Source organism: Polynucleobacter sp. UK-Mo-2m-Kol15, assembly GCF_018881505.1.
Taxonomy (GTDB): domain Bacteria; phylum Pseudomonadota; class Gammaproteobacteria; order Burkholderiales; family Burkholderiaceae; genus Polynucleobacter.
Window position 1 is genome coordinate 1,158,437 of the sequence record NZ_JACVQC010000001.1, and the last position, 25,775, is coordinate 1,184,211.

At 44.8% G+C, this 25,775-nt stretch carries 34 protein-coding genes; 19 read left to right on the forward strand and 15 right to left on the reverse strand.

Features of this window, described 5'->3' with window-relative positions; genetic code table 11:
• Window positions 1–59: 59 nt before the first annotated feature.
• Complete coding sequence (locus ICN43_RS06065) at window positions 60–1,205, reverse strand: L-lactate dehydrogenase (RefSeq protein WP_216197811.1); 1,146 nt, start codon at window positions 1,203–1,205, stop codon at window positions 60–62.
• Between the two features lie 148 nt (window positions 1,206–1,353).
• Between ICN43_RS06065 and ICN43_RS06070 the strand changes: the two genes are divergently transcribed.
• The 6 genes from ICN43_RS06070 to ICN43_RS06095 all read left to right on the forward strand — a co-directional run bounded on the left by ICN43_RS06070 (window position 1,354) and on the right by ICN43_RS06095 (window position 8,004).
• Window positions 1,354–2,277 (forward strand): DMT family transporter, encoded by a 924-nt coding sequence (locus tag ICN43_RS06070; protein ID WP_216197813.1) that lies wholly within the window; start codon window positions 1,354–1,356, stop codon window positions 2,275–2,277.
• A 68-nt stretch (window positions 2,278–2,345) separates the two neighbouring features.
• Complete coding sequence (gene tcuA / locus ICN43_RS06075; RefSeq protein WP_216199947.1) at window positions 2,346–3,755, forward strand: FAD-dependent tricarballylate dehydrogenase TcuA; 1,410 nt, start codon at window positions 2,346–2,348, stop codon at window positions 3,753–3,755.
• A complete protein-coding gene (gene tcuB, locus ICN43_RS06080; RefSeq protein ID WP_216197815.1) occupies window positions 3,742–4,887 on the forward strand; it encodes a tricarballylate utilization 4Fe-4S protein TcuB in 1,146 nt (381 codons plus the stop codon). The genes tcuA and tcuB overlap by 14 nt, the downstream gene beginning before the upstream one ends.
• A 17-nt stretch (window positions 4,888–4,904) precedes the next feature.
• A complete protein-coding gene (locus tag ICN43_RS06085) occupies window positions 4,905–5,843 on the forward strand; it encodes a fumarylacetoacetate hydrolase family protein (RefSeq protein ID WP_216197817.1) in 939 nt (312 codons plus the stop codon).
• Between the two features lies 1 nt (window position 5,844).
• Complete coding sequence (locus ICN43_RS06090; RefSeq protein WP_216197819.1) at window positions 5,845–6,801, forward strand: tripartite tricarboxylate transporter substrate binding protein; 957 nt, start codon at window positions 5,845–5,847, stop codon at window positions 6,799–6,801.
• Between the two features lie 54 nt (window positions 6,802–6,855).
• Window positions 6,856–8,004, forward strand: coding sequence for an aminotransferase class V-fold PLP-dependent enzyme (locus tag ICN43_RS06095; protein WP_216197827.1), 1,149 nt, complete (start codon window positions 6,856–6,858; stop codon window positions 8,002–8,004).
• Between the two features lie 27 nt (window positions 8,005–8,031).
• On the opposite strand, the gene ICN43_RS06100 is transcribed toward ICN43_RS06095, so the two are convergent.
• The 3 genes from ICN43_RS06100 to ICN43_RS06110 all read right to left on the reverse strand — a co-directional run bounded on the left by ICN43_RS06100 (window position 8,032) and on the right by ICN43_RS06110 (window position 10,706).
• A complete protein-coding gene (locus ICN43_RS06100; RefSeq protein WP_216197830.1) occupies window positions 8,032–8,682 on the reverse strand; it encodes an FABP family protein in 651 nt (216 codons plus the stop codon).
• A 155-nt stretch (window positions 8,683–8,837) separates the two neighbouring features.
• Window positions 8,838–9,818 carry a DMT family transporter gene (locus tag ICN43_RS06105; RefSeq protein WP_216197832.1) on the reverse strand — a complete coding sequence of 327 codons (981 nt, stop codon included), beginning with the start codon at window positions 9,816–9,818 and terminating at the stop codon, window positions 8,838–8,840.
• A 6-nt stretch (window positions 9,819–9,824) separates the two neighbouring features.
• Window positions 9,825–10,706: an NAD(P)H-hydrate dehydratase gene (locus tag ICN43_RS06110; RefSeq protein WP_216197834.1), complete on the reverse strand. Its 882-nt coding sequence runs from the start codon at window positions 10,704–10,706 to the stop codon at window positions 9,825–9,827.
• A gap of 62 nt (window positions 10,707–10,768) precedes the next feature.
• Here ICN43_RS06110 and ICN43_RS06115 point away from each other — a divergent pair, with 62 nt between their 5' ends.
• Window positions 10,769–12,184 (forward strand): MBL fold metallo-hydrolase RNA specificity domain-containing protein, encoded by a 1,416-nt coding sequence (locus tag ICN43_RS06115; protein WP_216197836.1) that lies wholly within the window; start codon window positions 10,769–10,771, stop codon window positions 12,182–12,184.
• A 92-nt stretch (window positions 12,185–12,276) separates the two neighbouring features.
• Here the strand turns inward: ICN43_RS06115 and ICN43_RS06120 are convergent, their stop codons facing one another.
• Window positions 12,277–12,489, reverse strand: coding sequence for a hypothetical protein (locus ICN43_RS06120; protein ID WP_216197839.1), 213 nt, complete (start codon window positions 12,487–12,489; stop codon window positions 12,277–12,279).
• Window positions 12,490–12,683: 194 nt separating this feature from the next.
• Between ICN43_RS06120 and ICN43_RS06125 the strand changes: the two genes are divergently transcribed.
• Genes ICN43_RS06125 through ICN43_RS06140 form a run of 4 tightly spaced genes read left to right on the forward strand, consistent with a single transcriptional unit; the run spans window position 12,684 to window position 16,336 of the window.
• On the forward strand, window positions 12,684–13,541 hold the full coding sequence (locus ICN43_RS06125; RefSeq protein ID WP_216197842.1) for an LOG family protein: 858 nt from the start codon (window positions 12,684–12,686) through the stop codon (window positions 13,539–13,541).
• Window positions 13,542–13,582: 41 nt separating this feature from the next.
• Window positions 13,583–14,098, forward strand: a complete 516-nt coding sequence (locus ICN43_RS06130) for a hypothetical protein (RefSeq protein ID WP_216197844.1) — start codon at window positions 13,583–13,585, stop codon at window positions 14,096–14,098.
• A gap of 3 nt (window positions 14,099–14,101) precedes the next feature.
• Entirely contained in the window at window positions 14,102–15,319 is a 1,218-nt protein-coding gene (locus tag ICN43_RS06135) for an aminoacetone oxidase family FAD-binding enzyme (protein WP_216197846.1), read from the forward strand.
• Between the two features lie 39 nt (window positions 15,320–15,358).
• Window positions 15,359–16,336: a tripartite tricarboxylate transporter substrate binding protein gene (locus ICN43_RS06140; protein ID WP_216197848.1), complete on the forward strand. Its 978-nt coding sequence runs from the start codon at window positions 15,359–15,361 to the stop codon at window positions 16,334–16,336.
• Here the strand turns inward: ICN43_RS06140 and ICN43_RS06145 are convergent.
• On the reverse strand, window positions 16,333–16,722 hold the full coding sequence (locus ICN43_RS06145; protein WP_216197850.1) for a group II truncated hemoglobin: 390 nt from the start codon (window positions 16,720–16,722) through the stop codon (window positions 16,333–16,335). The genes ICN43_RS06140 and ICN43_RS06145 overlap by 4 nt on opposite strands.
• Before the next feature lie 118 nt (window positions 16,723–16,840).
• Between ICN43_RS06145 and ICN43_RS06150 the strand changes: the two genes are divergently transcribed.
• Entirely contained in the window at window positions 16,841–17,362 is a 522-nt protein-coding gene (locus ICN43_RS06150) for a phasin family protein (protein ID WP_216197852.1), read from the forward strand.
• A gap of 70 nt (window positions 17,363–17,432) precedes the next feature.
• Here ICN43_RS06150 and ICN43_RS06155 read toward each other — a convergent pair whose 3' ends face one another.
• On the reverse strand, window positions 17,433–17,684 hold the full coding sequence (locus tag ICN43_RS06155) for a TIGR02450 family Trp-rich protein (RefSeq protein WP_255533438.1): 252 nt from the start codon (window positions 17,682–17,684) through the stop codon (window positions 17,433–17,435).
• Window positions 17,659–17,970, reverse strand: coding sequence for a hypothetical protein (locus ICN43_RS06160; protein ID WP_216197855.1), 312 nt, complete (start codon window positions 17,968–17,970; stop codon window positions 17,659–17,661). Before ICN43_RS06160 ends, ICN43_RS06155 begins: the two co-directional genes overlap by 26 nt.
• 233 nt (window positions 17,971–18,203) lie before the next feature.
• On the opposite strand from ICN43_RS06160, the gene ICN43_RS06165 reads away from it, so the two are divergent.
• Window positions 18,204–18,392, forward strand: a complete 189-nt coding sequence (locus ICN43_RS06165; protein ID WP_216197857.1) for a hypothetical protein — start codon at window positions 18,204–18,206, stop codon at window positions 18,390–18,392.
• 59 nt (window positions 18,393–18,451) lie between these two features.
• Here ICN43_RS06165 and ICN43_RS06170 read toward each other — a convergent pair whose 3' ends face one another.
• From ICN43_RS06170 to ICN43_RS06185, 4 genes are all read right to left on the reverse strand, one after another.
• Window positions 18,452–18,745, reverse strand: coding sequence for a DUF1330 domain-containing protein (locus tag ICN43_RS06170; protein ID WP_216197859.1), 294 nt, complete (start codon window positions 18,743–18,745; stop codon window positions 18,452–18,454).
• Window positions 18,746–18,884: 139 nt separating this feature from the next.
• Window positions 18,885–20,168, reverse strand: a complete 1,284-nt coding sequence (locus tag ICN43_RS06175; protein ID WP_216197861.1) for a DEAD/DEAH box helicase — start codon at window positions 20,166–20,168, stop codon at window positions 18,885–18,887.
• A 104-nt stretch (window positions 20,169–20,272) separates the two neighbouring features.
• Window positions 20,273–20,710 carry a YbgC/FadM family acyl-CoA thioesterase gene (locus ICN43_RS06180; RefSeq protein WP_216197863.1) on the reverse strand — a complete coding sequence of 146 codons (438 nt, stop codon included), beginning with the start codon at window positions 20,708–20,710 and terminating at the stop codon, window positions 20,273–20,275.
• Between the two features lie 16 nt (window positions 20,711–20,726).
• Window positions 20,727–21,149 (reverse strand): GNAT family N-acetyltransferase, encoded by a 423-nt coding sequence (locus ICN43_RS06185; RefSeq protein ID WP_370623161.1) that lies wholly within the window; start codon window positions 21,147–21,149, stop codon window positions 20,727–20,729.
• Between the two features lie 197 nt (window positions 21,150–21,346).
• Here ICN43_RS06185 and ICN43_RS06190 point away from each other — a divergent pair, with 197 nt between their 5' ends.
• The gene (locus ICN43_RS06190; RefSeq protein WP_255533439.1) at window positions 21,347–21,928 is read left to right on the forward strand and encodes a hypothetical protein; all 582 of its coding nucleotides are present in this window, start codon (window positions 21,347–21,349) and stop codon (window positions 21,926–21,928) included.
• A gap of 87 nt (window positions 21,929–22,015) precedes the next feature.
• Here ICN43_RS06190 and ICN43_RS06195 read toward each other — a convergent pair whose 3' ends face one another.
• Together ICN43_RS06195 and ICN43_RS06200 are read right to left on the reverse strand one after the other, a co-directional pair.
• Window positions 22,016–22,240, reverse strand: coding sequence for a molybdopterin-binding protein (locus ICN43_RS06195; protein ID WP_046330336.1), 225 nt, complete (start codon window positions 22,238–22,240; stop codon window positions 22,016–22,018).
• A gap of 16 nt (window positions 22,241–22,256) precedes the next feature.
• Window positions 22,257–23,081 (reverse strand): substrate-binding domain-containing protein, encoded by an 825-nt coding sequence (locus tag ICN43_RS06200; RefSeq protein ID WP_216197865.1) that lies wholly within the window; start codon window positions 23,079–23,081, stop codon window positions 22,257–22,259.
• A gap of 74 nt (window positions 23,082–23,155) precedes the next feature.
• On the opposite strand from ICN43_RS06200, the gene ICN43_RS06205 reads away from it, so the two are divergent.
• On the forward strand, window positions 23,156–24,181 hold the full coding sequence (locus ICN43_RS06205) for a substrate-binding domain-containing protein (protein ID WP_216197867.1): 1,026 nt from the start codon (window positions 23,156–23,158) through the stop codon (window positions 24,179–24,181).
• Here the strand turns inward: ICN43_RS06205 and ICN43_RS11170 are convergent.
• Window positions 24,176–24,310 carry a hypothetical protein gene (locus tag ICN43_RS11170; protein ID WP_255533440.1) on the reverse strand — a complete coding sequence of 45 codons (135 nt, stop codon included), beginning with the start codon at window positions 24,308–24,310 and terminating at the stop codon, window positions 24,176–24,178. The genes ICN43_RS06205 and ICN43_RS11170 overlap by 6 nt on opposite strands.
• On the opposite strand from ICN43_RS11170, the gene ICN43_RS06210 reads away from it, so the two are divergent.
• Genes ICN43_RS06210 through ICN43_RS06225 form a run of 4 tightly spaced genes read left to right on the forward strand, consistent with a single transcriptional unit; the run spans window position 24,309 to window position 25,767 of the window.
• A complete protein-coding gene (locus ICN43_RS06210) occupies window positions 24,309–24,698 on the forward strand; it encodes a cytochrome c5 family protein (protein WP_216197868.1) in 390 nt (129 codons plus the stop codon). The genes ICN43_RS11170 and ICN43_RS06210 overlap by 2 nt on opposite strands.
• 4 nt (window positions 24,699–24,702) lie before the next feature.
• Window positions 24,703–24,981, forward strand: a complete 279-nt coding sequence (locus ICN43_RS06215) for a SemiSWEET transporter (protein WP_255533441.1) — start codon at window positions 24,703–24,705, stop codon at window positions 24,979–24,981.
• A 58-nt stretch (window positions 24,982–25,039) separates the two neighbouring features.
• Window positions 25,040–25,198: a DUF5993 family protein gene (locus ICN43_RS06220; protein WP_216197870.1), complete on the forward strand. Its 159-nt coding sequence runs from the start codon at window positions 25,040–25,042 to the stop codon at window positions 25,196–25,198.
• Window positions 25,199–25,203: 5 nt separating this feature from the next.
• Window positions 25,204–25,767, forward strand: a complete 564-nt coding sequence (locus tag ICN43_RS06225; protein WP_216197871.1) for a disulfide bond formation protein B — start codon at window positions 25,204–25,206, stop codon at window positions 25,765–25,767.
• Window positions 25,768–25,775: the final 8 nt, after the last annotated feature.

Genomic DNA, 25,775 nt, shown 5'->3' on the forward strand with positions numbered 1-25,775 from the left:
AGAGGGCTACAGCAGAAATGACAAATACTAGTTCGGGGTAATTGGCTAAATGTGGAATATTAAAAGGTTCCTGGATATAAGATATCTTTAGTTACATTATGAATATCGCGATGACCTGTAAACGCCATCGTGATATCTAATTCATTGTGGATAATTTCGAGGCATTTGGTGACGCCAGCTTCGCCCATGGCACCCAAGCCATAAAGGAAGGGTCGACCAATTAGCGTACCACGCGCACCGAGTGCCCAGGCCTTCAAAACATCTTGCCCTGAGCGAATTCCACCATCCATCCAAACCTCAATATCTTTACCTGCAGCATTGACAATACCAGGCAAGGCTTTAATGCTTGAGATGGCGCCATCCAATTGACGGCCACCGTGATTGGAGACAATCAAAGCATCGGCGCCAGAGTTGGCGGCAAGGCGAGCATCCTCTTCATCCAAGATGCCTTTGATGATTAACTTTCCGCCCCACAGTTTTTTAATCCACTCTACATCATCCCAACTTAAGCCTGGATCAAATTGCTCGGCGGTCCAAGAGGAGAGGGAGGACATATTGCCAACGCCAGTAGCATGGCCAACAATATTGCGAAAGGTTCTACGGGGAGTCATTGCCATACCCATGCACCAACGTGGCTTGGTCATCATGTTGATGATGTTGGTAATGGTGAGCTTAGGGGGTGCAGATAAACCATTTTTTAAGTCTTTGTGTCTTTGCCCCAAAATTTGCAAATCTAGGGTGAGGACTAGTGCTGAGCACTTGGCTACTTTCGCGCGCTCAATCAGACGTTCAATAAAGCCACGGTCTTTCATAACATAGAGCTGAAACCAAAAGGGTTTCGTAGTTCGCTCTGCCACATCTTCAATAGAGCAAATGCTCATGGTAGATAAGCAGAAGGGAACACCAAATTTTTCAGCCGCGCGGGCAGCGAGAATTTCACCATCGGCATATTGCATGCCAGTTAATCCAGTTGGTGCCAGCGCTACCGGCATTGCAACCTCTTGTCCCACCATGGTTGTTTTGGTGGTGCGGTTGGTCATATTCACCGCAACGCGCTGACGCAGTTTGATCTTCTGAAAATCGGATTCATTAGCTCGATAGGTGGATTCGGTCCATGACCCAGAGTCTGCGTAGTCATAGAACATCTTCGGGGTGCGCTTTTGATGTAAAACTCGTAAATCTTCAATATTGGTGATGATTGTCACTAAAACCCCTTTGTATGTTGCCAATGCTGGATCACTGGCACTGATTTAAGCTATATCTTAGCAATACCCGACATTTGTTTCTACAATGCCAAGGCAAAACCCATTTTGGTCATCGAAATGACCCATTTACCCACTCAAATACTCCTGAATGCCTCATTTACCACTGTCGACCGTTTTTTACTTATCGCTAGCAACAATCCTTTGGGCTGGTAATGCGATAGCCGGACAGGCATTGGTGGGGAGCATTTCCCCGATAACCTTAAGTGCAGTTCGTTGGGGTTTGGCTGCCCTCATGCTGCTTCCCTTAGGGTGGAGGATTTTGAGGCCGGGTAGTGCGCTTTGGCATCACAAAACGCGCTTCTTAGTTTTGGGGCTTTTGGGGGTGGGTAGCTATAACGCTCTACTGTATCTAGCCTTGCAAACTTCCACGGCTATTAATGTGACCCTCATTGGGGCTAGCATGCCAATTTGGATGCTTTTAATTGGTGCTCTTTTTTTCAAGGTGAAACCACGATTCTTGCAGTTGGTAGGCGCGATTATTTCCTTATTCGGGGTCACTATTGTTTTAACGCGTGGAGAACCCACCAGCTTGCTGAGTATGGATGCGGTGATGGGTGATTTGCTCATTATGTTGGCCACCATTTTGTGGGCCTTCTACAGCTGGATGATTAGCCATCCTGGTAAGAGTCCTGAGCGGCAGTGGCCATGGGCCGAGTTTTTAATGGCACAGGTGCTCATTGGGTTCCTGTGGACGATGTTATTTGAGGGGGCAGAGATTGCCGCCGGCCATGCATTCATCGTTCTAAATTACTGGACTGCAGGTTTAATAGTATTTACCGCAATCGGCCCATCCTTGGTGGCTTATCGCTGTTGGGGTCTTGGCGTTAGTGAATCTGGGCCAACCATTGCGGCATTTTTTGCCAACTTAATCCCACTATTCACCGCTCTATTGTCGACAGCTATGCTTGGGGACTCCCCAAAACTGTTTCACGGCCTTGCCTTTATGTTGATTGTCGGTGGAATTATCACTTCCTCTATGAGGCCTAAGCGGTCCCTAAATCGATATTCTTGACCTCTGTCTAGGTAGAAATCTTAAAAAAACGGTACATTTAGTGTTTCCCAATTCGTTGAGTCATGATTATGGTTGATGTTCTTGTCATTGGTGGCGGAAATGCTGCACTTTGCGCCGCTTTGGTTGCCAGGGAAGCTGGCGCAAGTGTTCTGCTTCTTGAGGCTGCCCCTAAAGAGTGGCGAGGTGGTAATTCAATTCATACGCGCAATATTCGCTCGATGCATGATGCTCCTCAGGATGTATTGCTCGAGGCTTATCCCGAGGAAGAGTATTGGCAGGATATGCTGAAGGTTACTGGTGGCTTAACTGATGAAACCTTAGCCCGTTTTGTGATCCGCGCTACCTCCAATTGTCGAGGATGGATGCAAAAGCATGGGGTGCGTTTTCAACCTTCTCTTTCCGGAACCCTCAACCTCTCTAGAACAAATGCATTTTTTATGGGTGGCGGTAAAGCTTTAGTCAACGCCTACTTCCGCAGCGCCGAGCAACTGGGTGTTGAGATTCGGTATAACTCTCCTGTAGATTCATTGGAAATTAAAGACGGAAAATTTTTGGCTGCTTATGTAGGCGGAAACCGAATTGAGGCGAGGGCATGCGTATTGGCTGCTGGTGGATTTGAGTCTAATCGTGAATGGCTCGATGAGGTATGGGGCGAAAATGAGTATGGCGAGCGCCCTGCAAAGAATTTCTTAATCAGGGGAACTCGATTCAATAATGGCGTTCTGTTGAGGCAGCTATTAGATATGGGCGCTGACTCTGTTAGTGATGCCTTGCAAGCCCATATGGTCGCCGTTGATGCGCGTGCTCCTTTATATGATGGTGGCATTTGCACTCGAGTCGATTGTGTGTCTTTTGGCATTGTTGTGAATAAACATGCACAACGCTTTTCCGATGAAGGTGAGGATTTCTGGCCAAAGCGCTATGCATTTTGGGGAAGATTGGTTGCTCATCAACCCAATCAAATTGGATATTGCATTATTGATTCGAAGGTATTAGGGCGCTTTATGCCGCCAGTATTTCCAGGCGAAAAGGCTGATACGCTTGAGGAGTTAGCTGACAAACTTGGCTTGGATCGTGATGCTTTATTAGCAACGGTTGCTAAGTACAACGCCGCTTGTAAAGAGGGAACCTTTGACCATACCATCATGGATGATTGCCATACCGAGGGAATAGAGCCAGCAAAATCCCATTGGGCCTTACCAATTAATCAGGGACCTTTTTATGGCTACACCTTAAAACCTGGGGTGACCTTTACTTATTTAGGCTTAAAGACTGACGAAACTGCAGCAGTGCGTTTTCAGAATCACGCCAGTGAAAACTTATTTGTAGCTGGAGAAATGATGGCAGGAAATGTGTTGGGCAAAGGCTATGCTGCCGGAGTAGGGATGGCGATTGGTACGGTGTTTGGAATGGTGGCTGGTGCTGAAGCTGCAAAATCAGCACTCGGTGAGGAGGTTCAAGAAGATGCAGCTGCTTAAAGGTCTAATTCAAGAGGCTGCGGCACTCGGATCTCCAGCTCCTGAAGTAGAGGCAGCCCGGATGTTGACTATCTGTAATGCCTGTCGATATTGCGAAGGGTTTTGTGCTGTTTTCCCGGCAATGACCCGCCGTATTGATTTCAACCCAGTCGATATGCGCTACCTTGCAAATTTGTGTCACAACTGTGGCGCTTGTCTGCATGCTTGCCAATATGCTCCCCCACATGAATTTGCTGTGAATATACCTAGAGTAATGGCTCAGGTAAGAGGTGTGACCTACGTTGAGTACGCATGGCCAAAATTCATGGGGTCAGCGTATCAAAAGAATGGACTTTTTGTAGCTATGGCAAGCTCATTGAGCTTGATCGCCTTTTTGTTATTTACGCAATTACTGAGTGGCAGCTTAACAACGACATCAAAAACCGGAAACTTCTATGAAGTCTATTCTCACAACACCTTAGCAATTGTATTTGGCTTTGTTTTTCTCTTTGCTATTGCAGCATTGGGGATTGGATTGTTGCGTTTCTGGTCAAGCATTGTTCCAGGCACTATTTCACCTGCGGCTGGGTCTGAAGCGGTGCACGATGCGCTGACGCTCAAGTATCTTGGCGGTGGACATGGCGAAGGTTGTAATAATGATGATGATCGCTTTTCTCTGTGGAGAAGGCGCTTCCATCATTTCACCTTCTACGGCTTCATGCTTTGCTTTGCTGCAACGAGTGTGGCGACTTTGTACCACTACCTTCTGGGTTTACAGGCGCCATACGCCTTTACGAGCTTGCCGGTTGTGTTGGGAACGCTAGGTGGCATCGGTCTTTTGATCGGACCAGCAGGATTGCTTTATTTGAATTTGATGCGCAATGCGGATCATGGTGAAAAGAGTCAGAGGCCAATGGATCGAGCGTTCATCGTGCTCTTATTTTTGATTAGCTTGTCTGGTCTTGTGCTGCTTGCTTACCGTGAAACTTCTAGCATGCCGGTTTTGCTATCAATTCACCTCGGCGTGGTCATGGGCTTCTTTTTAACAATGCCCTACGGAAAATTTGGGCATGGTTTTTATCGTCTAGTTGCGCTGCTCAAGAATTCAATTGAGAAGCGTCAAAAAAATACCATGTTGTTTGGTTCTGATTAAATAGAAAGTAAGAAAAAATGAGACTCATTACCTTTACGCGCAAAGGCGCTCATCACCCGGAAATTGGCGCGAGGTTAGCTAAACCTACTGGCGACCTGATTCTGCCTTTTGCGGATTGCGCCAAACTCAAAAATATTACGCAATTTCCTGCGAGCATGAAAGAATTTTTACGCGCTGGCGATGCCACGATGAGTCAGGCTAAATCTTGGGTCCAGACTGCCCATGAGGATTTTGGCGCCATCTTGTTACCCGCTACAGAAATTACGTATTTGCCGCCAATCATGGATGCCGAAAAGTTTCTATGCGTAGGAAAAAATTATCGCTCCCACTTAGCTGAATTAGAGCGAAATGGTTTAATCAAAGAAAATCCTCAGGAGCCCACTTCATTCATTAAGTTGAACTCTTGTTTAACCGGGCATCTAGCTGAAGTAGTTCGTCCCAAAGGCATTACAAAGCTTGACTATGAGCCGGAGCTAGTTTTTGTGATTGGTAAACGTGCCTTAGGTGCAAAAAAAGATGAGGCGATGAATTATGTTGCGGGAGTAACAATCCTGAATGATCTTACTTGCCGTGATTCGCAGTTACGTGAAGTGATTTCTGGTTCACGCTTTTGGACCGGAAAAAATATTCCCGGCTTTGGACCTTTAGGACCTGAGATCGTGACTATTGATGAAATTCCTAATGTCTATGATTTGTGGATGACTTGCACTGTCAACGGAGTCGAGAGAATGAGAGTCAACACCTCCGATCAGATTTGGAAAATCTCCGATATTCTCGAGCACTTCTCTAGATATATTCCCATCGAAGCAGGGGATATGTTTTCCACTGGCGCCCCTGGTGGAGTGGCGGTTGGCAAAGATAATGCCGAGGCTTTGTACTTAAAGCCCGGCGATGTTGTCGACTGCGCAATCGATGGATTTTCCTCAATTAGAACTACGATTATTGATGAAGCCTAATATGTTCAATGCAAAGAAAATTTTCATCCAGTGCTTTCTGCTGATTGGTTTATTGACATCTAACTTCGCAATTGCTCAATCAGCAGATACGTTTCCATCAAAGACAGTGAAGGTGATTGTGCCTTTTCCTCCTGGTGGAGGGGCGGATACTCTGATTCGTTTGTTAACTCCTTCTTTGACAGAGTCGTGGAAGCAGTCGCTAATAGTCGAGAATCGCCCAGGCGCTAGTGGCTCAATTGGCGCTGAGGTAGTGGCTCAAGCTTCACCAGATGGTTATGTACTATTGATGGGTACTACGGCAGCTGTTACCGATAAGAATATTGCCAAGTTTGCACCAGTCGCACTTGTATCAGCATCGCCATATGTGGTCACGGTGAATCCAGCACTCAATATTTCTTCAATTCGCAGTTTGATTGCGTATGCAAAGACTAATCCAGGAAAGCTCCGCTATGGCTCCTCTGGTCCGGGCTCCGCATCCCATTTATCGGCCGAATTATTTGCTTCCATGGCTGGGGTTAACTTAATGCATATTCCATACAAGGGGACTGGCCAAGCTTTAACGGACTTATTGGCTGGTCACATTGACATCATGTTTGCTCCTGCTCAAACGGTCATGCCGCAAGTGGAGGCGGGAAAATTATTGGCTTTAGCCGAGACTGGCTCAAAACGATCTGAGTCCTTACCAAACATACCCACTGTCGCTGAGTCTGGCTTACCGGGATATAGTGCAGTCGGCTGGTTTGGCCTTTTTGCTCCATTAGGAACGCCTAAACCAATTGTGCAAAAAATGAACCAAGCAGTGATGGCAACCATGGCGCAACCCAAGATTCGTAAGGCGATGATGGAGCGCGGAAGTGACCCTGCTACTGGTAGTGCTGATGATTTTGCGGCTTTTTTGAAGGTAGATCAGGCTAAATGGACGAAATTGATCAAAGAAAATAACATTGCAGTGCAATAAAAATCTATTTAAGTATCATCTAGTTTCATTAAATTGATTCCCTAGGAAAATACTATGCCAGGCTTACTCCCGAATGTTGATCCAGACGGATTGCTAGAGTTCTCAGTTGTTTATACCGACCGATCTTTAAATCACATGTCTGAAGAGTTTAAAAAAGTCATGGTTGATATCTCTAGTGTTTTGAAGGATGCTTATAACGCTAGCTCAGCCGTGATCGTGCCTGGTAGTGGGACATTTGGCATGGAGTCCGTTGCTCGTCAATTCGCCAACAATCAAAAGTGTCTCGTATTGCGCAATGGCTGGTTTAGCTATCGCTGGACCCAGATTTTTGATTTAGCCAATATCACTCAGGATGTTACCGTTATCAAAGGCAAGCAATTAGAAAACTCTGCGCAGGGTGTCTTTGCACCAGCGCCGATTGAAGAGGTCGTGGCCTTCATTAAGAAAGAAAAGCCAGCGGTGGTTTTCGCTCCCCACGTAGAAACCTCTGCTGGAATTATTTTGCCTGATGATTACCTGAAGGCTGTTGGTGAAGCTGTACGCTCAGTCAATGGTTTATTTGTGCTCGATTGCATTGCCTCAGGTGCAATGTGGGTAGACATGAAGGCTTGTAATGTCGACGTTTTAATTACTGCACCTCAAAAAGGTTGGAGTAGCTCACCTTGTTGTGCCTTGATTGCCATGGGCGATAGAGCGCGTGAGCATATTGAAAGTACTCAAAGCAGCAGTTTCTCCATGGACCTTAAGAAATGGCTCCAAATTATGGAAGCCTATGAAAAAGGTGGACATGTTTATCACACAACCATGCCAACTGATGCACTCAAAATCTTGCGTAATGTGATGAAAGAAACTCAGTCTTTAGGTTTTGTTGCACTCAAAGCAAAGCAACAGGAGTTAGGTGATAAGGTTCGCGCATTATTGGTATCTAATGGCTATCACTCAGTTTCAGCAAAAGGCTTTCAGTCTCCTGGCGTTGTCGTGAGCTACACCAAAGATCCCGATATTCAGTCAGGTAAAAAGTTTATTGCACTTGGTATGCAAACTGCTGCTGGAGTGCCTTTGCAGTGTGATGAGCGTCCAGACTTCCGCACTTTCCGCATCGGTTTATTTGGACTAGAGAAGTTGGCTCATGTTGATCGTACGGTTGGACATCTTGAAGCCGCCCTAGAAAAGATTACAGAGACTGAAGCGCAGCCAGCTTGAAGTGATGAACTTCATTCAAAGGCCGTCTTAGGACGGCTTTTTTATTGCCTCCAATGCAAGTGGGTTGGGGGTTGCTTCACCCACCTTACTCAATACATTGGTATCTATGTGATGGAAGGGTTCAGTCTGACCTTTAATCATCATTACCGTATCTTGTTCGTACGACCAAGTACCATTCTCATTTATGGCTACCTTAATGCGAAACTCAATGGTCTTGAAAGCGTAGTCTAAAAAAGGACTGGAAGAGATTCCGGCCGTCGGATCATTGATTTTGGCAACGCACTCAAATTGCGTTGCACTGGCAGATGCATTTCCTATTGCCATGGTGACCATGCCGCGAGGAATGGTGAGAGTATGAACAATCGCTCCCGTCGCGGGCTCCCATAGCCAATAGCCAACTTGATCATGATAGGTTTTTACTTGATCTGGTTTGGTGATGTGGAGGTGGTAGCGCAAACCATAAAATAACTGTGGCCCATTGGTTTGCGGATCAATTGGCTGCATCTCAATACGTTCGTTATAAACCTGCTTTTTTGGACCCTCGGCCTTAGGTTTGATATCCAAACCACGTTGACCTTCCCATATGCCAGCAAGATGGGTGAGGGGGCCTAAATTTTCCAGGGTATTAATGGAGTACCCCTGCGGCTCTGTATAAATATCGTTCGGAAAAGAGTGCATGTCGAAGCCTTGATTAAATAAAGTTTTTATTTCAGTGCATTGAGCATTATTAAACCACTCATCAATCTAACTGGGGTCATAAAGGAAAGTTGATTTCTACCTCATTGGGATTGTGTGGTACCTCAGCAATCAATGCGTCATGTTTTACTGCGACGCTAATTTAAGGGGTCGGAGCCCTCAAGTTCTGAGAGCTTTTTGGACTTAAACCCTTTTTGTTTGCTCGGTGCATCGTTGCGCACTAGCAACCACATGGCTCCTATAACCAAACTCATCCCGCCAAGCTGAATCCAGGTAATGGGCTCTGACAATACAAGCCAACCCATAAACAATGTTGAGATTGGGCCTAGTATTCCCGATTGAGCAACTAGGGGTGAGCCAATCCGACTAATTGCAATCATGATTAATAACATCGGAATAACGGTGCATAGACTTGCGTTGAGGAGGCTGAGCCAGTAAATCTGCGGTACCTGCGTAAACATTGCCTGAGGATCGTAAATCAGAATTTGCATGACGCTTATTAGTGTTGATGCAGAGCTGGCATAGACAACTAGGCGTACGCTTCCAACCCGCTTTACCATTTCTCCGGATCCAATCATGTAGATGGCATACGAACAGGCGCTAGCAAAGACCAGTAGCATGCCCAGTGCAGCCATGGTCCCTGTTGAGCTCGCGTCTTGGATGAACACTACGATCACGCCAAGGTAGCCCACAGCCAGTGCATACCATTGCAAGCGACTGATGGATTTATTTAAAACAAAATAAGAAATCAATAGCACGATTGTTGGTGTGAGGTAGAGAACAATACGTTCCAGTCCAACAGAAATATATTGAAGTCCCAGAAAATCAAGGTAGCTAGAAAGAAAATAGCCCATAAATCCTAGTGCAAATATCTTGATTTGATCTTGCCAAGCGAGGGGGTCCATGACTTGCCTGCGAGCTCGCCACCAATAAATTCCCCAGAAGAGGGGGAGTGCCATCACCATTCGAAGTGCTAAGAGGGTCTCCGCATTGGCGCCATAAGTAAAACCAAGCTTGATCAGAATAGCCTTACCGGAAAAAAGCACAGATCCAATGCTGGCCATCAAGAGGCCATATAGGTAACGACGATGATGAAGAATTTCGCTGGCTGATCGCATGCTGTTTTATAACAGCTTATTTAAGAGGCTCCGCATTTCTAAGATGACCTCTGTTGGAGTGAGTCCAATAGGACCAATCTGCTTAGCCACCAAACTATCGGCTGCGGATGCATGGAGCTGCACCCCAATACAAGTAGCTTCCCATAGATTCAGGTTGTGCCTTATACCTTGGCCTGCAATTGCTGCAATAGTGCCTGTTAAAACGTCGCCCATGCCGCCGACGGCCATTCCAGGATTTCCTTGTTTGCATTGCAATGCCGAATGATGAGGTGAGCTAATGAGGGTATGCTGTCCTTTAAGGACAACAATTGAATGGGTTAATTGAATCAGGTCTGATAGTGCTGCAAGGCGATTTTCTTGTACAACTGCTGCTGTTGTATTGAGGAGATGTGCAATCTCCCCGGGGTGTGGTGTGAGCACAGTCATGCCCGGAAATGCTTCATTGCGCTGCTTGAGAAGATTTAAAAATTCAGAACTATCCGCTATTAAATTGAGGGCATCGGCATCAATCACTAGTGGAATTTTTGGATAGGTGAGCACTGCCATTAGCCAGTCTCTCGCCAATGCAGAAAACCCCAGTCCTGGTCCAATCGCAATTACATCAGGCATGGTTGTTTCTAATTGCTTTTGTGCCTCAAAGCTAGCCAGTCGCACCATCAGTTCGGGTTGTTCCGTTATTGCATGGGCAGTTGTTGGGTCTAGCATTTCTAAAATAGTCCAGCCAGCGCCCAAGTGAAGAGCGGCGCTCCCTGACAGTATGAGGGCGCCAGCCATACCGGGTGCACCACCAATAATTAATACTTTGCCAGCGCTTCCTTTATGTTCTGATGGCAAGCGCTTCAGGCGAGTAATCAGCTCAAGTGATTTCAATTCGGTAGCGGGATTCATCAAGACAGTATCGCTCTAATATGTGACTTAACAATAGATTTTATCGAGAGTATGCTTAAGTTATGAAAATACAATTTCTTGGTGCGGCAGGTGAGGTTACAGGGTCAAGACATTCTGTGGAAGCTACTATTGGTGAACGAGAGTTGAGGTTCATGGTCGACTTTGGCATGTTCCAGGGTGGACGCGAGGCTAGCGTGAAGAATCTGGAGTCACTCCCGTTTTCGCCTAATGAACTTGCATTTGTCGTACTGACGCATGCACATATTGACCATAGCGGTCTTTTGCCTAGGCTGTGCGCCCAAGGTTTTACGGGGCCTATCTATTGCACTGAAGCCACATTTGAGCTGTTAAAAATTATGCTGCCTGACAGCGCGCACTTGCAGCGTTCTGATGTAGAGAGAGCATTGCGTAGACAAAAAGCAGGGAAATGGCGTGGCGAAGTACCGGTTGCACTCTACTCGCTGGAGGAGGTAGAGATTGCGCTTGGCCAATGTCAAGTTCTTCCCTACGCAAAATCTGTTGAGCTGTGCAATGGTATTGACCTTACATTTGAGAATGCAGGACATATCTTGGGATCTGCAATTGCGGTAATTGACGTCACCGAAGATCATTCTAAGAAAAAGCGCTGCGTTTTTTCTGGTGATATTGGTATGAAAGGCAAATTATTAATGCCCGATCCTGCCGTGATCGCGCAGGCGGATATCGTGGTAGTCGAGTCAACTTATGGTGATAGGCTGCATAAAACACTAGTGGATACCGAGGCTGAACTTATTGAGGTGGTAAGTGATACTCTGAACGCCCACGGAAATATTATTATTCCCGCATTTGCTGTGGGCCGCACACAAGAGATACTATTTTTACTGATTGACTTAGTGAGGCGCAATGCATTACCCCATCTGAGTATTTGGGTTGATTCCCCAATGGCAACCTCAGCTACCCATTTAACTCAGCGATTCTTTTCTCAACTAGACAAAGATTCGCAGTCAACTTTGGCGTGGTTGCAACAGAATCCTGGTGCAGTAGACCTGCGATTTATTGCTGACGTAGAAGAATCCAAAGCGCTCAATAAGATTAAGGGCGGAGCCATCATTATTTCTGCAAGTGGCATGTGTGATGCTGGCCGTATTGTTCATCATTTGCAGAATAATTTGCCACGAGCACAAAATGCAATTGTGATCACTGGCTTTCAGGCTTATGGCAGCTTAGGGCGTCGCTTGGTAGATAAGGCGACTAAAGTACGCCTCTTTGGTGAAGAGGTCCCAGTTCGCGCATCTATTCATACGATTGGCGGTTTATCTGCTCATGCCGATCAAGCGGGATTACTAGATTGGCTGCGGAGTTTTCAATCTCCACCCAAATCTATTTTTGTCGTTCATGGTGAACCTGAGGCCTCTGCTGTCTTAGCGCAAAGCATTCGTGAAGAGCTGGAATGGAATAATGTCATTATTCCAGAGCGCCTACATACTTATTCTTGTTAAGTTTGCAGGCTCTTCTTTGTAAAAATGGAGCTAGATGAAAAAGCCGTAAAAAAACCGCGGCGAACCGCGGCTTTATTTTTCCCTAAAAGAAATTATTTCTTAGCATCAGTTGCTGGAGCTGCTGGAGCCTCTGCAGGTGCAGCGGGGGCTGCTGCCGGAGTATCTTTTTTCGCTTCTTCTATATGAACCGCTTCAGCACCATGCTTCTCGCCACCCATATCAATATCGCCATCGCCTTTAATCAGTAAGTAGGCTGTAGCAGAAATTAATACTAGTACCATGATGATGATTGATCTGTTGCTCATTGCATTTCCTTCGGTTTGGTTAATAATCCCCATATTAACTCCTGAAGCGCTATTGGTATATCCGAATAAGCCCTAGATCCCTAATTAATGGAATATTCTAGGTAGTAATACTGATCTGAGGGGTATATCCTTCGGCCTAATCAAGTTCCAGATTCAAAGTAGACTGCTTGAAAGCTTGGAATAACGGTGTCAATATGAGTTTAAAACTACCTCTAAATAATTCTCAAACTATCACTGATTTTCTGAATCTTCAGAAGAGCCAATTGGCGGAAGATAATTCCACAGACTCCTATCGATTTGCCTTTGATGATCAAGCTTTTTTAGCTCGCCGTGAAACTTTAGGTCTACGCTTTCAGTTGGAATTACTAAAGCCGGATATCCTCTTGCATGAGCATGGTATTGAACACACGATTACCGTTTTTGGCTCCACTCGCTTTATTAGTTGCGATAAAGCACAAGAGCTAGAAAAGAACGCCAACACCCCAGAGGCTATTGCTCAAGCCAAGCAAGCATTGCTTCATTGCAAATACTACGATTCAGCTAGGGAATTTGGTGCAATTGTGGCTGCTTACAATGCAACACAATCTGAGAGTCGCAATAAACTCCACATCGCTACTGGCGGAGGTCCTGGAATTATGGAGGCAGCTAACCGCGGCGCCTTTGAAGCGGGGGATAGAACGATTGGCTTTAACATTAGCTTGCCAAGGGAGCAGTATCCGAATCCCTATCTGTCGCCCGGCTTAAGTTTTCGCTTTCATTATTTTGCCATTCGAAAAATGCATTTCATGTTGAGGGCGAGGGCGATAGTGGCCTATCCAGGAGGCTTTGGTTCCTTTGATGAGCTTTTTGAGGTGCTCACCCTAATGCAAACAAAAAAAGTTGAGCGGTTTCCGATTATTTTGGTGGGAAACTTATTCTGGCAGGAGGTCTTCAACTTTAAGCAGATGCTTGACCACGGAGTCATAGATCAGGCCGATTTAGACTTAATTCACTTTGTTGATACTGCCCCAGAGGCTTGGGCGGTAATTCGCGATTGCTATCAATTAGCTTAAGAGACCGAATCACAAGATCTGTAAAATACCAGACAAATACTATGACTATTGCTAATAACCATACCTTTACTTCTGAGTTAGATTTACCAGCCTACTTGTTTGGCATCACTATGCTTCTAATTGTGATGTTGGTGCATGGGCTTGCCTTGCTACAAATTGCCAAACGTTATGAGGTGAAGTCTTTTCTCTACCTTGCTGAGAAAAAGTACTCTTCAGTTGCCTTTGTATTTTATATCAGCATATTGTGTTTATTTCTAATTCATATTTTTGAGATCATTCTCTGGGGTATCTCGCTAAAAGTATTTAATCTTCTGCCGACTTTGGGTGAGAGTATTTTATTTAGCGGCAGCACCTATACCGCAATGGGATTTATGGATGACCCGTTACCAGGCGGTTGGAAGATGTTGGCCATCATCATCGCGTTCTCTGGGATGTTTGCTTTTGCTTGGACCGCATCAGTCATGATTTCTATGACAAAGAATTTCCGTCAAGCCTATACCCACTTACATATGCAAAAGCTGAAGTTACCGAACGAAGTAATTGAGCGCTTCAAGTAAATCATGAGTAAAATTTGGGATGCCATCGTGATTGGTGGAGGCGCAGCTGGGCTCTTTTGTGCTGGCGTTGCCGGTCAGTTAGGAAAAAAAGTCCTATTACTAGATCACGCTGATGTCTTGTGTGAAAAAATTCGTATTAGTGGCGGCGGTCGGTGTAACTTCACCAATCTGCATAGCAGCCCAGCGAACTTCCTCTCTCTAAATCCAAGTTTTGTAAAAAGTGCCTTGGCGCGCTATCCAGCAAAAGAATTCATCAAGCTGGTGCAATCTTATCGAATTGCATATCACGAAAAACATCAAGGTCAGCTGTTTTGTGATGACTCTGCCAAACAAATTATCGAGATGTTGTTAGGGGAGTGCGCTAAAGGACATGTTGTTATTCGACATCCAATTACAGTAGATTTGATCTCCAATGAGGCTGGAACATGGATCGTTAAAACTAGCTCGGGTATAGAAAGATCCACTTCTTTGGTGATGGCAACAGGAGGCTTGCCGGTTCCTGCAATTGGTGCAACTGCCTATTCCTTAGATATTGCCAAGCAATTCGGGTTAAAGGTAGTTGATCCTCGTCCTGCTTTGGTGCCCCTGTCATTTACGTCAGGTGAGTTTGATAATCTGATTGAGTTGTCTGGCCTCAGTTTGCCGGTTCGCATTGGCGCTGGATCCAAAGGTAATCGCTATGGTGCTTGTCGTTTTAATGAAGATCTTCTCTTAACGCATAAAGGCCTCTCGGGACCAGCAGTCTTACAGGCTAGTAGCTATTGGACTGAGGGGGAACTTATTCATATTGATTGGCTTGGTGCAGTTGAGGCTAATGGACAATTTAGTTGTGATGAATTATTTAATATGGAAGGTAACCACCTCAAACTGACTGAGAATATCTTAGCCTCAGTCATGCCATTACGTTTAGCAAAAGCATTCGCTCAGCAGAAAAATTTATTGGGTAAAAAGTGGGCTGAGGTTTCTAAAAAAGACCGGCAAGCCCTCAAAGAACTCATTACTAATTGGTCAGTAAAGCCGGCTGGTACGCTGGGCTGGAAAAAGGCTGAGGTAATGCTAGGCGGTGTAGATACTAAAGATCTCAATGGTCAAACTATGATGTCTCGCAATCATCCTGGTTTATATTTCATTGGGGAGTGTGTCGATGTCACTGGCCATCTTGGCGGTCATAATTTCCAGTGGGCTTGGTCTAGTGGTTTTGCCTGCGCCCAAGCAATTTAATTTATAGTGTATTGAGATTAACTAACTAATTCATTCATCATGCTAAGACGCTCAAAAATCACCTTTTTGCTATCTGTTATTGTCCTCAGCCTTTCATTTATTGTGGGTGCTCAAGCCGCTTACCCAGACAAGCCCATTAAAGTAATTATTGGATTTCCGGCGGGTGGTCCACTAGATGCACATATGCGATTACTTGTTGAGAAGCTTCAGTCCTCCTTAGGTCAAACAGTCATTGTGGACTATAAGGCCGGTGCGGGTGGCACTGTCGGTGCTCAGTTTGTAGCTCAGTCACCAGCAGATGGATATACTTTGTTGCTAGCTAATACGGGCACAATGGTGATTAATCCTGCTGTGTATACCAAAAGCGCTTTTGATACCTTAAAAGAATTTCAGCCGATTGCTAGAACGGCACAGCAACCCTTAGCCTTGATAGTTAATAATGATGTGCCAGTTCAAACGCTCAAAGAATTTATAGCCTATGCAAAAGCCAATCCCGGTAAGTTGAACTATGGTTCTGCAGGTAATGGTGGCATCTCTCACCTAGTCCCTGAAATGTTAAAAAGTGAAACTGGAATTTTTATGGTGCACATTCCATTTAAGGGTAGTGCGCCAGCATTTACTGATCTTATCGCCGGCCATGTTCAATTTATGGCTGAGTCTGTTCCCCAGGCAGCCAATTATGCAAAGTTAGGTAAGGTAAAGGCGCTGGCTGTTACGAGCGCTAAGAGGAACCCAGCATTGCCAAATACACCAACGGTGATTGAAACGGGTATTGCCAACTTAGAGGTCGTTGGTTTTTATGGGGTTTTAGCTCCAAAGGGAACTCCGCCCGATGTGGTGAATAAGCTTAGCCAGGCCTTCAAAGAGACCTTGGAGTCTCCTGATATTCAAAAGAGAATGCTAGAGCAAGGCGCTGATCCGGCCTATCTCAGTGCAGATCAATTTACTAAGTTCCTAGCAGCTGAGATGCCTCGCTGGGCTAAGGCCGTAAAGCAGGCTGGAGCCAAGCTCGATTAGTTTGATTGGTTTCTCATCCAGTCTGCTGTATTGAAGAAAGACTCCTCCAACTGGGCGCCAATCTGCCCATCGATGTCGCAATCTTCCATTGCTCGGTACATGCAGGCTAGCCACTGATTACGCTCTTTCAGGCCAATCTGAAAGGGTAGGTGCCGCGCTCGTAACATGGGGTGCCCATGTTTTGGAGAGAACACATCTGGACCTCCTAGCCACCCCGATAAAAAGAGCTTGAGCTTATCTCGAGAGCCCGTAAGGTCTTGTGAATGCATTGCCCGTAAGTCTGCAAAAGGCTCCTCTAAGGCCATCAAGTCATAGAAGCGGTCGACTAGCTCTTCAAGCTTTGAAGCGCCACCAATCATCTCGTATGGGTTTTTTCTTTCGCTCATGCATCAATCTTAATACTAATGATGCATAGAATTGGCAAGTCTCGGATTTGGGTATAGAGTAGAAATGTAGGTGTACCTGAAGAATCAGCGCGCTTATTTAACTTTAGGGAGAGATGTAATGGATAAGAAAGACATTCAAGAATGGCAGCAAGAGAAGGCAAAGGAGCTATTTGAGTATTCACATAAATTATTGGATGCCGCTAAAGATCTCAGTGCCCACCATCTCGAAGAAATTCAATGGGGCATGAAAAATGCGATGGATAGCGCTAAGTCAGCCGCCAAAAATGACCTCACCAAGCTCAAAGAGCTTCAAGAGTCAGCTGCGAAGGAAGCAGCAAAGCGTGCGACGGTATATCAAAAAAAGGTGAAGTCTGTTCTGAAGGACATTGGTGATGAGGCTGCCGACGGAACTGAAAAGCATTTAGAGAAAGTTCGCAGTTCCTTGGTGAGCTGGCTTGAAGATGTTGAGGGTAAATTGCCGGGTCATGCTGACAAGTTGTCTAAAGTGGTTCACGACATGTCGACTGCTGGTCAAAAAATGTTTAAAGAGGGTCGAAAAATTGTCAATCAAGTAGCAGATGCTGCCGAGAAAAATATTGACGATCACCTTAGACAATCCTCTGATGCGAAGAAGAAATAAGACTCCTAGAGAGATGATCTGACTTAGTTCTTAGAGAAAAAGCCGTCGTTTTGTTTACTCGACGGCTTTTTTACACCCAGCCCTGAAGCCAGATTGCAGAATCCTTGAGCTTGCGCCATGCAATTACTTGTGTACTCCCATCAAACACAGCTTCTAGCTCAACGAATTCAATTGCTTGTTCTGGTAATTCTGGAAGAATAATTTTGCTAACTAAAAAGTGCTTCCGTTTCAGTGTTGGCTTTACTGCTGTCCATTTACTGAGAAGCAGCTTCTTGGGATGAAGGGAGTTTTGTTCTTTAGAGGGCATTGCACTGATATTCATTTGTACTACTAAGCATTTTTCCTGAGCTGGGAGTAAAGCTGTAATTCGATTCTTGGATTTGTGCAGGACACTTCATATCAAAATAACTTTGAGGGCCAAGGCTTCCACAGTAATCGTATTGATGATCCTGAAACTGCATCTGTGCCTTTTTGAGGACCATGGTGGATTTGGACCCGGCGCTATCAATGCATGACCAGGTCGTATAGGTATCTCGGTCGCAGCCTGACATGGCTAGGAGCGCCAAAATAGAAAAAGAAGATAAGGCTACTTGCTTGGGGATATTCATCAACCTAAGAATACTGGCCTCGCGGGAGAAAAGTGGACTTAAACCCATAAAAAGCCCTAAAAAAAGCGGTTTATAAGGGCAATATAGTCGAATCCTGCGGGCTTATGAGTAAGCTTTATTACGTCTGCTGTAAGAGTTATCCCTGATACCCACCCTGAAAACCACTGCTTTGTATGGGGATATACTAATTCCGAGCTCAGTACTCACCTTTGATCAGAAATATAGGAGACAAGATGTCACAACACGATACATTGTTAGCCGCTTTTGAAACTTACAAAGCAGAAAACGAAAAGTTTATTGCAAAGGGTGTCAAGGCATCCGCTGCTCGCGCACGTAAGGCTTTGCAAGAAATTGCTGGCGCATGCAAAGAGCGTCGTAAAGAAATTACCGCCACTAAGGAGGCGATGGAAGCTAAGAAGTAACTTACTTCAACTCCTTACTTATTAAAGCCTGACCCTCAAAAGGAGTCGGGCTTTATTTTTTAGGTCGCTATAGAAAACAGAGTGAGCTTCATTGCTTTACTGCGTATAGCAACCAGATCTTGATACTCTGGACTATTAGCCCACGATTTGGAAAGCTCTACGTCTGGAAACTCTAGCTCAACATAGGCGCTAAAGGAATCGCATCCTAATTCATTCCAGAAGAATTGATTGAATGATCCCCGGGAGAGAATTTTCCCTTGATATAAAGCTACCGTTTCTCCTACTTTGGAGCGGTATTGCTCAAACGCCTCAACATCATTTAATTGGATGAGGCCAATCACTTTAATAGTCATCACTGCTCCCCGTAATTCATCTCGCTAGTTTATAGATAAGCTAGCGAGATATTAGATCTTTACCATCTCGTACGTGGCGAATAGTGTCAGGCTACTATTTTTTATGATCTGCTAAAAATTCTACTTATAGCGTTAAAAATTACCGATTAAAACTTCGCTGAGTAGAATTTCCCCGTTTAGACGGGGGCTTTACTCCGCCATTACCACCACCAGAATTACCAGGACGAGATTTTCTGGATTGTTGGTGCTGTTGGCTTCTGAGTTGGATCGGTTGTGCTATAGCATTGGGATCTGGCTCAAATCCAGCAATGATCTCTTGAGGTAGTTTTTGTTTAATCAGTTTTTCAATATCCTTGAGCATCTGATGTTCATCAACACAGACCAAAGATACTGCAACCCCATTTGATCCGGCTCTACCAGTTCTACCAATGCGGTGTACATAGTCTTCTGATACGTTCGGTAGATCATAGTTCACAACGTGGGGAAGTTGGTCGATATCAATGCCACGTGCCGCAATATCGGTAGCAACTAAGACGGTAATTTTTCCATCCTTAAATTCTGCTAGAGCTTTAGTGCGAGCACTTTGGCTTTTATTGCCATGGATAGCCATGGCACTGATCTCATCTTTTTCAAGCTGAGTGACTAATTTATTAGCACCATGTTTTGTGCGTGTAAATACGAGAACCTGTTGCCACTGATTTGATTTAATTAGATGGGCTAATAAGGGATGCTTTTGGTTGCGATCTACTGGGTGGATCAGTTGGGCAATAGCATCATTCGTGCTATTGCTGCGTGCTACCTCAATCAAGGCCGGTGAATTTAGTAAGCTATCAGCTAAAGCTTTGATTTCAGTAGAGAAGGTAGCGGAGAATAATAAATTCTGACGTTGCTTTGGAAGTGCAGCCAAGATTTTTTTAATATCACGTAAGAAGCCCATGTCTAGCATGCGATCTGCTTCGTCAAGTACCAGAATTTCAATATTGGCGAGAGATACACAGTTCTGTGACATCAAGTCCAATAAACGACCTGGTGTTGCTACCAAAATATCGAGTCCTGCGGCAATCGCTTTGATTTGGGGGTTTACGCCGACACCGCCAAAAATTACTGTCGACTTAATGTCGGTGTATTTACCATAGGTCACAACAGATTCTTGAACTTGAGCAGCTAGTTCGCGAGTGGGGGTCAAGATTAATACGCGCAATTGCCGCTTCCCGCCAACTTTGGCAGTAGTAATTAGACGCTGAAGAATGGGCAGCGTAAATCCAGCAGTTTTGCCGGTACCTGTTTGAGCTGCAGCAAGTAAATCTCCCCCCTTTAATACGGCAGGGATGGATTTTTCTTGAATCGGGGTGGGGCTGGTGTAACCCTCATCACCAATCGCGCGAAGAATGGATTCAGATAAACCGAGGTCTGTAAATAACATAGGGGCCAAATAAATATTGACCCGTATTCAATTAAACGACTATCCCGGTCAATGGGGTGAGCTGCCACACTTATGGTGTTTGCAGAAAGAGTCTGTATTCTAGTCTATTGGCTCTTGGTGAATAGCCAATCAGGTAGACCTTTGGGTTTGAGGGTGGTGGTATCTACACAAACAATATGCAATAAGGCACTGGCAATGAGTTCAGGTTCGGCGCCTTCGCTGATGCGCTTAGCAGTTTGCTTGACTGCAATTTGGGTGCGCCCACGATGTTCAATGATCTGATCAATACTAAGCAGGTCATCTAAGCGTCCTGGCCTATGAAAGTTCATTGTGATTTCTCGAACAGGTAAAAGGATCCCAAATTCATTTACCAATTTAGTGGGGCTCAGGCCTCTTTGCTGCAACCATTCGGAACGACTCCGTTCAAAGATTTCTAAATAGCGTGCGTGATAGACAAATCCTGCTGCATCAGTATCTGAGTAGCAGACCCGAAATAGAAAGGGTGGGCTAATGGAATCGCTTGGTTGGGTAGATTGACTCATGATGAATAAGATTTCTTTAAATAGATAGAATCATATCGCGATGGGCAATGCCTGCTTCGTAATACATCTCTCCTTGGGCAATAAATCCAAAGTTCTCATAAAACGGCATAGCTACTAACTGGGCATGTAACTCTAGTTTCGCTATACCCTGAGATTTGCATGATTCAAGCAAGGCATTGAGTAGTTGACCGCCAATACCTCGCCTTCGATAAGTCTGCAATACTGCCATGCGCCCAATTCTGCCAATATTCCTAGGTAAAGCAATCAGGCGAGCCGTACCGACACATTCTGAATCCACATAAGCAAGGGCGTGTTTGGCAGTCGAGTCAAACTCATCTAGCTCCATATCTGCTGGAACCCCTTGCTCCTCTATAAATACCTGCTTTCGAACTAAGTAAGCCTCTTGTTTGGCTTCCTGCCAGTTTTTAATCAAGATCACGATATCTATGCGCCAATTAAATTAGAAGGTGGGGAGGGCTGTAAATTCAGTCAATGTAGCAAATTATGCCCATTTGGAGTTCAAATTAGGGTTTAAATACTAGCTCTAGGGCTCATAAGTAAATCACTTCATGGTTAAAATGAATTGGTGGGGTCAGAGTATTGGCGTCCCTCATCAACCTTTATCTAGGAGTTATCTTGAAGAAATCTTTACTTGCTACATTAGTGGCCACACTCGGTTTAGTCGTTGCGGGCTCAGTATTTGCTCAGGCACCAGCAAAGATGTTGCCTTTGGCAGCTGAAGTCGTTGTATTAACTGCTTCAGTTGAATCGGTGGATGTAAAAAATCGCATCGTGGTACTTAAGGATGTGAACGGTAATTTGGCGCAAATGAATGTAGGTAAGCAAGTCAATGATTTGGATAAGGTTAAGAAGGGTGATCTTTTTGTAGTTGAGCATGCGCAAGCGATTGCAGTGGGTCTAGTTGCGGCTCCTAAAGGTGCAAAACCGGGCATTTCAGGTGTTCGCTCTGTCGTGATGTCTGGCAAAGGTTCTGCGAAGCCATTTGAAGAGACTACGGACACTATGTATGCAACGGTGAAGATCAGCACTATTGATGTAAAAACCCGTATCGTGACATTTACATTGCCATCAGGCGAGAAGCAAAAAGTAAAAGTGGACCAAAGTGTTTTGGGTCTTGAGAAATTCAAAGCTGGTGATGATGTCATGGTTGAGTTCGTTGACGACACAGCCATTGGTTTTGTAACACCAAAGAAATAAATCCTCAATACCAATTCAGCATCAGTACATGCTGAGTGGTAAAGAAAAAGGCCCGCAATGCGGGCCTTTTGCATATCTACTAAATGATTAAGCGTCCTTAGCAATCATGACATCTGAAGCCTTAATAACTGCCCAAGCTTGATCACCAACTTTGAGATTGAGTTCATCGACAGCCTCATTAGTAATGGAGGCGGTAACGATGTGGCCAGCGCCAATATCTAACTTCACGTGAGAAGTAGTCTGACCCATTTTGAGTTCAACCACTTTACCGCTGAGCGTATTACGTGCACTGAGTTTGACTTTCAGTTCCATGATTTTTCTTTAGAGATTATTTTTTAGCATTTGGGAAAAATAGCTGCTCGCCGCCAATCTGATAGCTAGCAATGACGTCTTGACCATTCTTGGAAGTAATCCAATCAATGAATGCTTGGCCCTCAGCTTTTTTTACATGTGGGAACTTAGCTGGGTTAACTAACATCACGCCATATTGATTAAACAGCTTTGGATCGCCTTGAACCAAGATTGTCAAATCACCACGGTTCTTAAATGAAAGCCAGGTAGCGCGATCAGCCAAGATGTAGCCATTCATTCCTGAGGCAGTATTGAGGGCTGGACCCATGCCTGAGCCTGTTTCTTTATACCAGGCGAGAGTAGGGGAAACCGCTACGCCGGAGTCTTTCCAGTAGCGCAGCTCTGCAGCATGTGTGCCGCTCTTGTCGCCACGCGATACAAATGGTGATTGCGCACTTGCAATTTTTTGGAATGCAGTCTTAATATCCTTTCCACCTGCAATTTTTGCTGGATCGGATTTCGGTCCAATCAGTACAAAGTCGTTGTACATCACTTCAATGCGTTTTGTAGCAAAGCCATCAGCAACAAACTTTTCTTCGGCAGGTTTGTCATGTACGAACACCACATCTGCATCACCACGGCGTCCAATATCTAAAGCTTGACCAGTCCCAACCGCTACAACTTTGACATCGATACCCGTTTTCATTTTGAAGATTGGCAAAATGAAGCCAAATAGGCCAGATTGCTCAGTAGAGGTAGTTGAGGAAAGCACAATGCTTTTCTCTTGTGCGTAAGTTGTATTACTTAAAAGTGTTAATGCAGTAATGGCAGATGCCAGTAATCGGTTAATAGAGAATTTCATCGTAGTTCGCTTCCATTGCTAGGTTCGGTTAAGATTCGTCATATTACAAAATATCAATATGCAAAAAATTACATATGAGAATTCAGATCCGTCCAACCCTTGTTTTTGGAAGTAAGAATGCTAAAGATCCGGCCATAGTCGATTTGGTGTGGTTGACTGCTTTACTGAAAGACATCGATCACGGTAAAACGCTGATGTCTGCCTGCAAGAAAATGGGTCTGTCCTATCGAAATGTATGGCAAAAATTAAACGAGGTAGAGCAGGCTCTTGGCTTTAAGTTAATGGATCGAGTCCGAGGTCATGGATCTCAATTATCGGAATACGCTAGGTACTTAATTCAATTTACCGAGGACTTTGATCAAAAGACTATGAGATTGGGTCAATCCAGCCTATCTCATCTTGAAGAAGGATTTGCTCAATTTAGAGTGAAGGCCAAAAAACAATGGCGCTTTGCTAGTAGTAGTGATCCCATTATTCAAAAGGCAGTTTTTGATATTGGTGGCTTTGAGCTCATTACTGCTGGCTCGGGTGAGGCTTTAGAGCGCCTGCTCAATTACGAGGTTGATATTGCGGGCTTCCATGTTTCTGATCCGCAAAGCTCACAAATTATTGCTAAGCGACTTTACAAAGAGGGTATGCAAATATTTCCGGTGATGAAGCGCGTACAAGGTTTATTGGTGGCTAAGGGCAATCCACTGAATATCATTTCTTCAAAAGATTTACTAAGACCTAAGGTTCGCTTTATCAATCGCCAGAAAGGGTCTGGCACGCGCTTACTGCTTGATACTATATTAGCCAAAGAGGGTATTGATGTAAATAGTATCCGGGGCTATCAGAATGAGGAGTTTACGCACTCTGCGATTGCTACTGCAATATTGGCTAAAAAAGCAGATGTAGGTATGGGGGTTAAAAGCGTTGCCCTTGAGAATGGCTTGGATTTTATACAGCTGAAAGACGAAATCTTTTTTCTGGCAATGAATGAAGATTTAAGTACTAATGGCGAGCTTGCAAAGCTCATTCGAAAAATACGTACCCTCTCTGGAGCCACTCCAGGCTACAAATCCATTGGTTTGAAAAGACAGATTGCTGGCTGGTTATAGCTTATTCATTGATCTCACAGCATCCCTGTCTGATCTTGGTGTCGCTTGAATTAATACAGTGTCAATACCTTGGTTTAAAAATTGAGATACATTGTTAGTATTGACAACAATCTCCATTGGTATCGACATGAAATTATCTCTTCACGCTTTAACTATCGCTCTGAGTTTTCTCGCCTTTTCTGCTTTTGCTGAACCTGGCGAGAATACCTACAAACAAGTCTGTGCTGCCTGCCATGCTTCTGGTGTTTTAAATGCCCCTAAGCTTGGCGATAAGGCTAAATGGGCTCCGTTAATTGCTGAAGGCCAGGTGACTCTTACAGCGCATGGTTATGTTGGTGTAAGAGGTATGCCCGCTAAGGGCGGTAACCCAAACCTCACAGTAGAAGGTTTTTCGGATGCAGTAGCATATATGGTGAATAAGGCAGGTGGCAACTGGAAGACTCCAGATGCAAAAACCCTGGCTGCAATTAACAAAGAAATTGAAGCGCGCAAAGCTAGTCTGAATAAGAAACCATAAATGTATGAATATGCAGCCACATCAGATTGAAATTATTGGTTACTGCGCTGCATTTTTGACAACGATTGCTTTTTTACCTCAAGCCATTCATTCTTGGCGTACCCGTGACCTTTCTGGAATATCGGTGGGAATGTATAGCTTATTTACTGCAGGTGTTGGTTTATGGCTTATCTATGGCCTCATCATCGAGAAGTGGCCTTTGATTCTTGCCAATGCATTGACCTTTGCGCTGGCGCTGAGCATTCTGCTGCTTAAATTACGCACTAGCCTCCATTCTAAATAAATGACCCTTTGGGAAGCTTGTTTCTAGGCTGATATCCTACCTGCGATAGAATTCATCTATGTACATGTTTCTACCTTTCCTGACAGCTTTTATCGGCCTTGTCCTCGTTTGGTTTGAGAAGCGTTTGGCAGGCTTAGTCATGCTTGCGACTACGGTTGGCATCTTGATGTTCTGGTTCAGAATCCATGCCACAACTCACCTGAATATCAGTCTGTAAAGAGTGTGAGTAAACTTTCTTTTTCTTCATTAGCTGGTCTGGGTAATCAGCTAGTATTGGCTGCCATCATCGGCATGCTGTCCTATGCTTTTGTTGATCAATTCTATTTTGGTGAGTTACCTTGCCCTCTCTGCTTAATGCAGCGCATGGGTTTTATCATCATCGGTTTCGCACTCGTTCTCAATATTCGCTGTGGTGCGCATTCTGCGCATTATGGCTGGGGCATCATCGGTGGTTTAGTGGGAATGATGGTTTCTTTGCGACAGGTGCTCTTACATATTTTGCCCGGTGACCAAGGCTTTGGAAAAACTTTTTTAGAGTTGCATTTCTATACTTGGGCGTATGTAGGCTATATTGGATTATTGGCGGGCCTTGCTATTTTATTGATGTTGCCTAACCGGGATATACGTTCACGCTCCATATTTGCGAATGTATTAGTAGTTGCATTTATCTTTCTAGTTTTTGCTAATCTTGCATCGACGCTGCTTGAGTGTGGTGCTGGTCCTTGCGCTGATGATCCTGTTAAATACGATGGATGGATTTGGTTGCGCACTCGCTTTGGTTTTTAGTTGAGCGT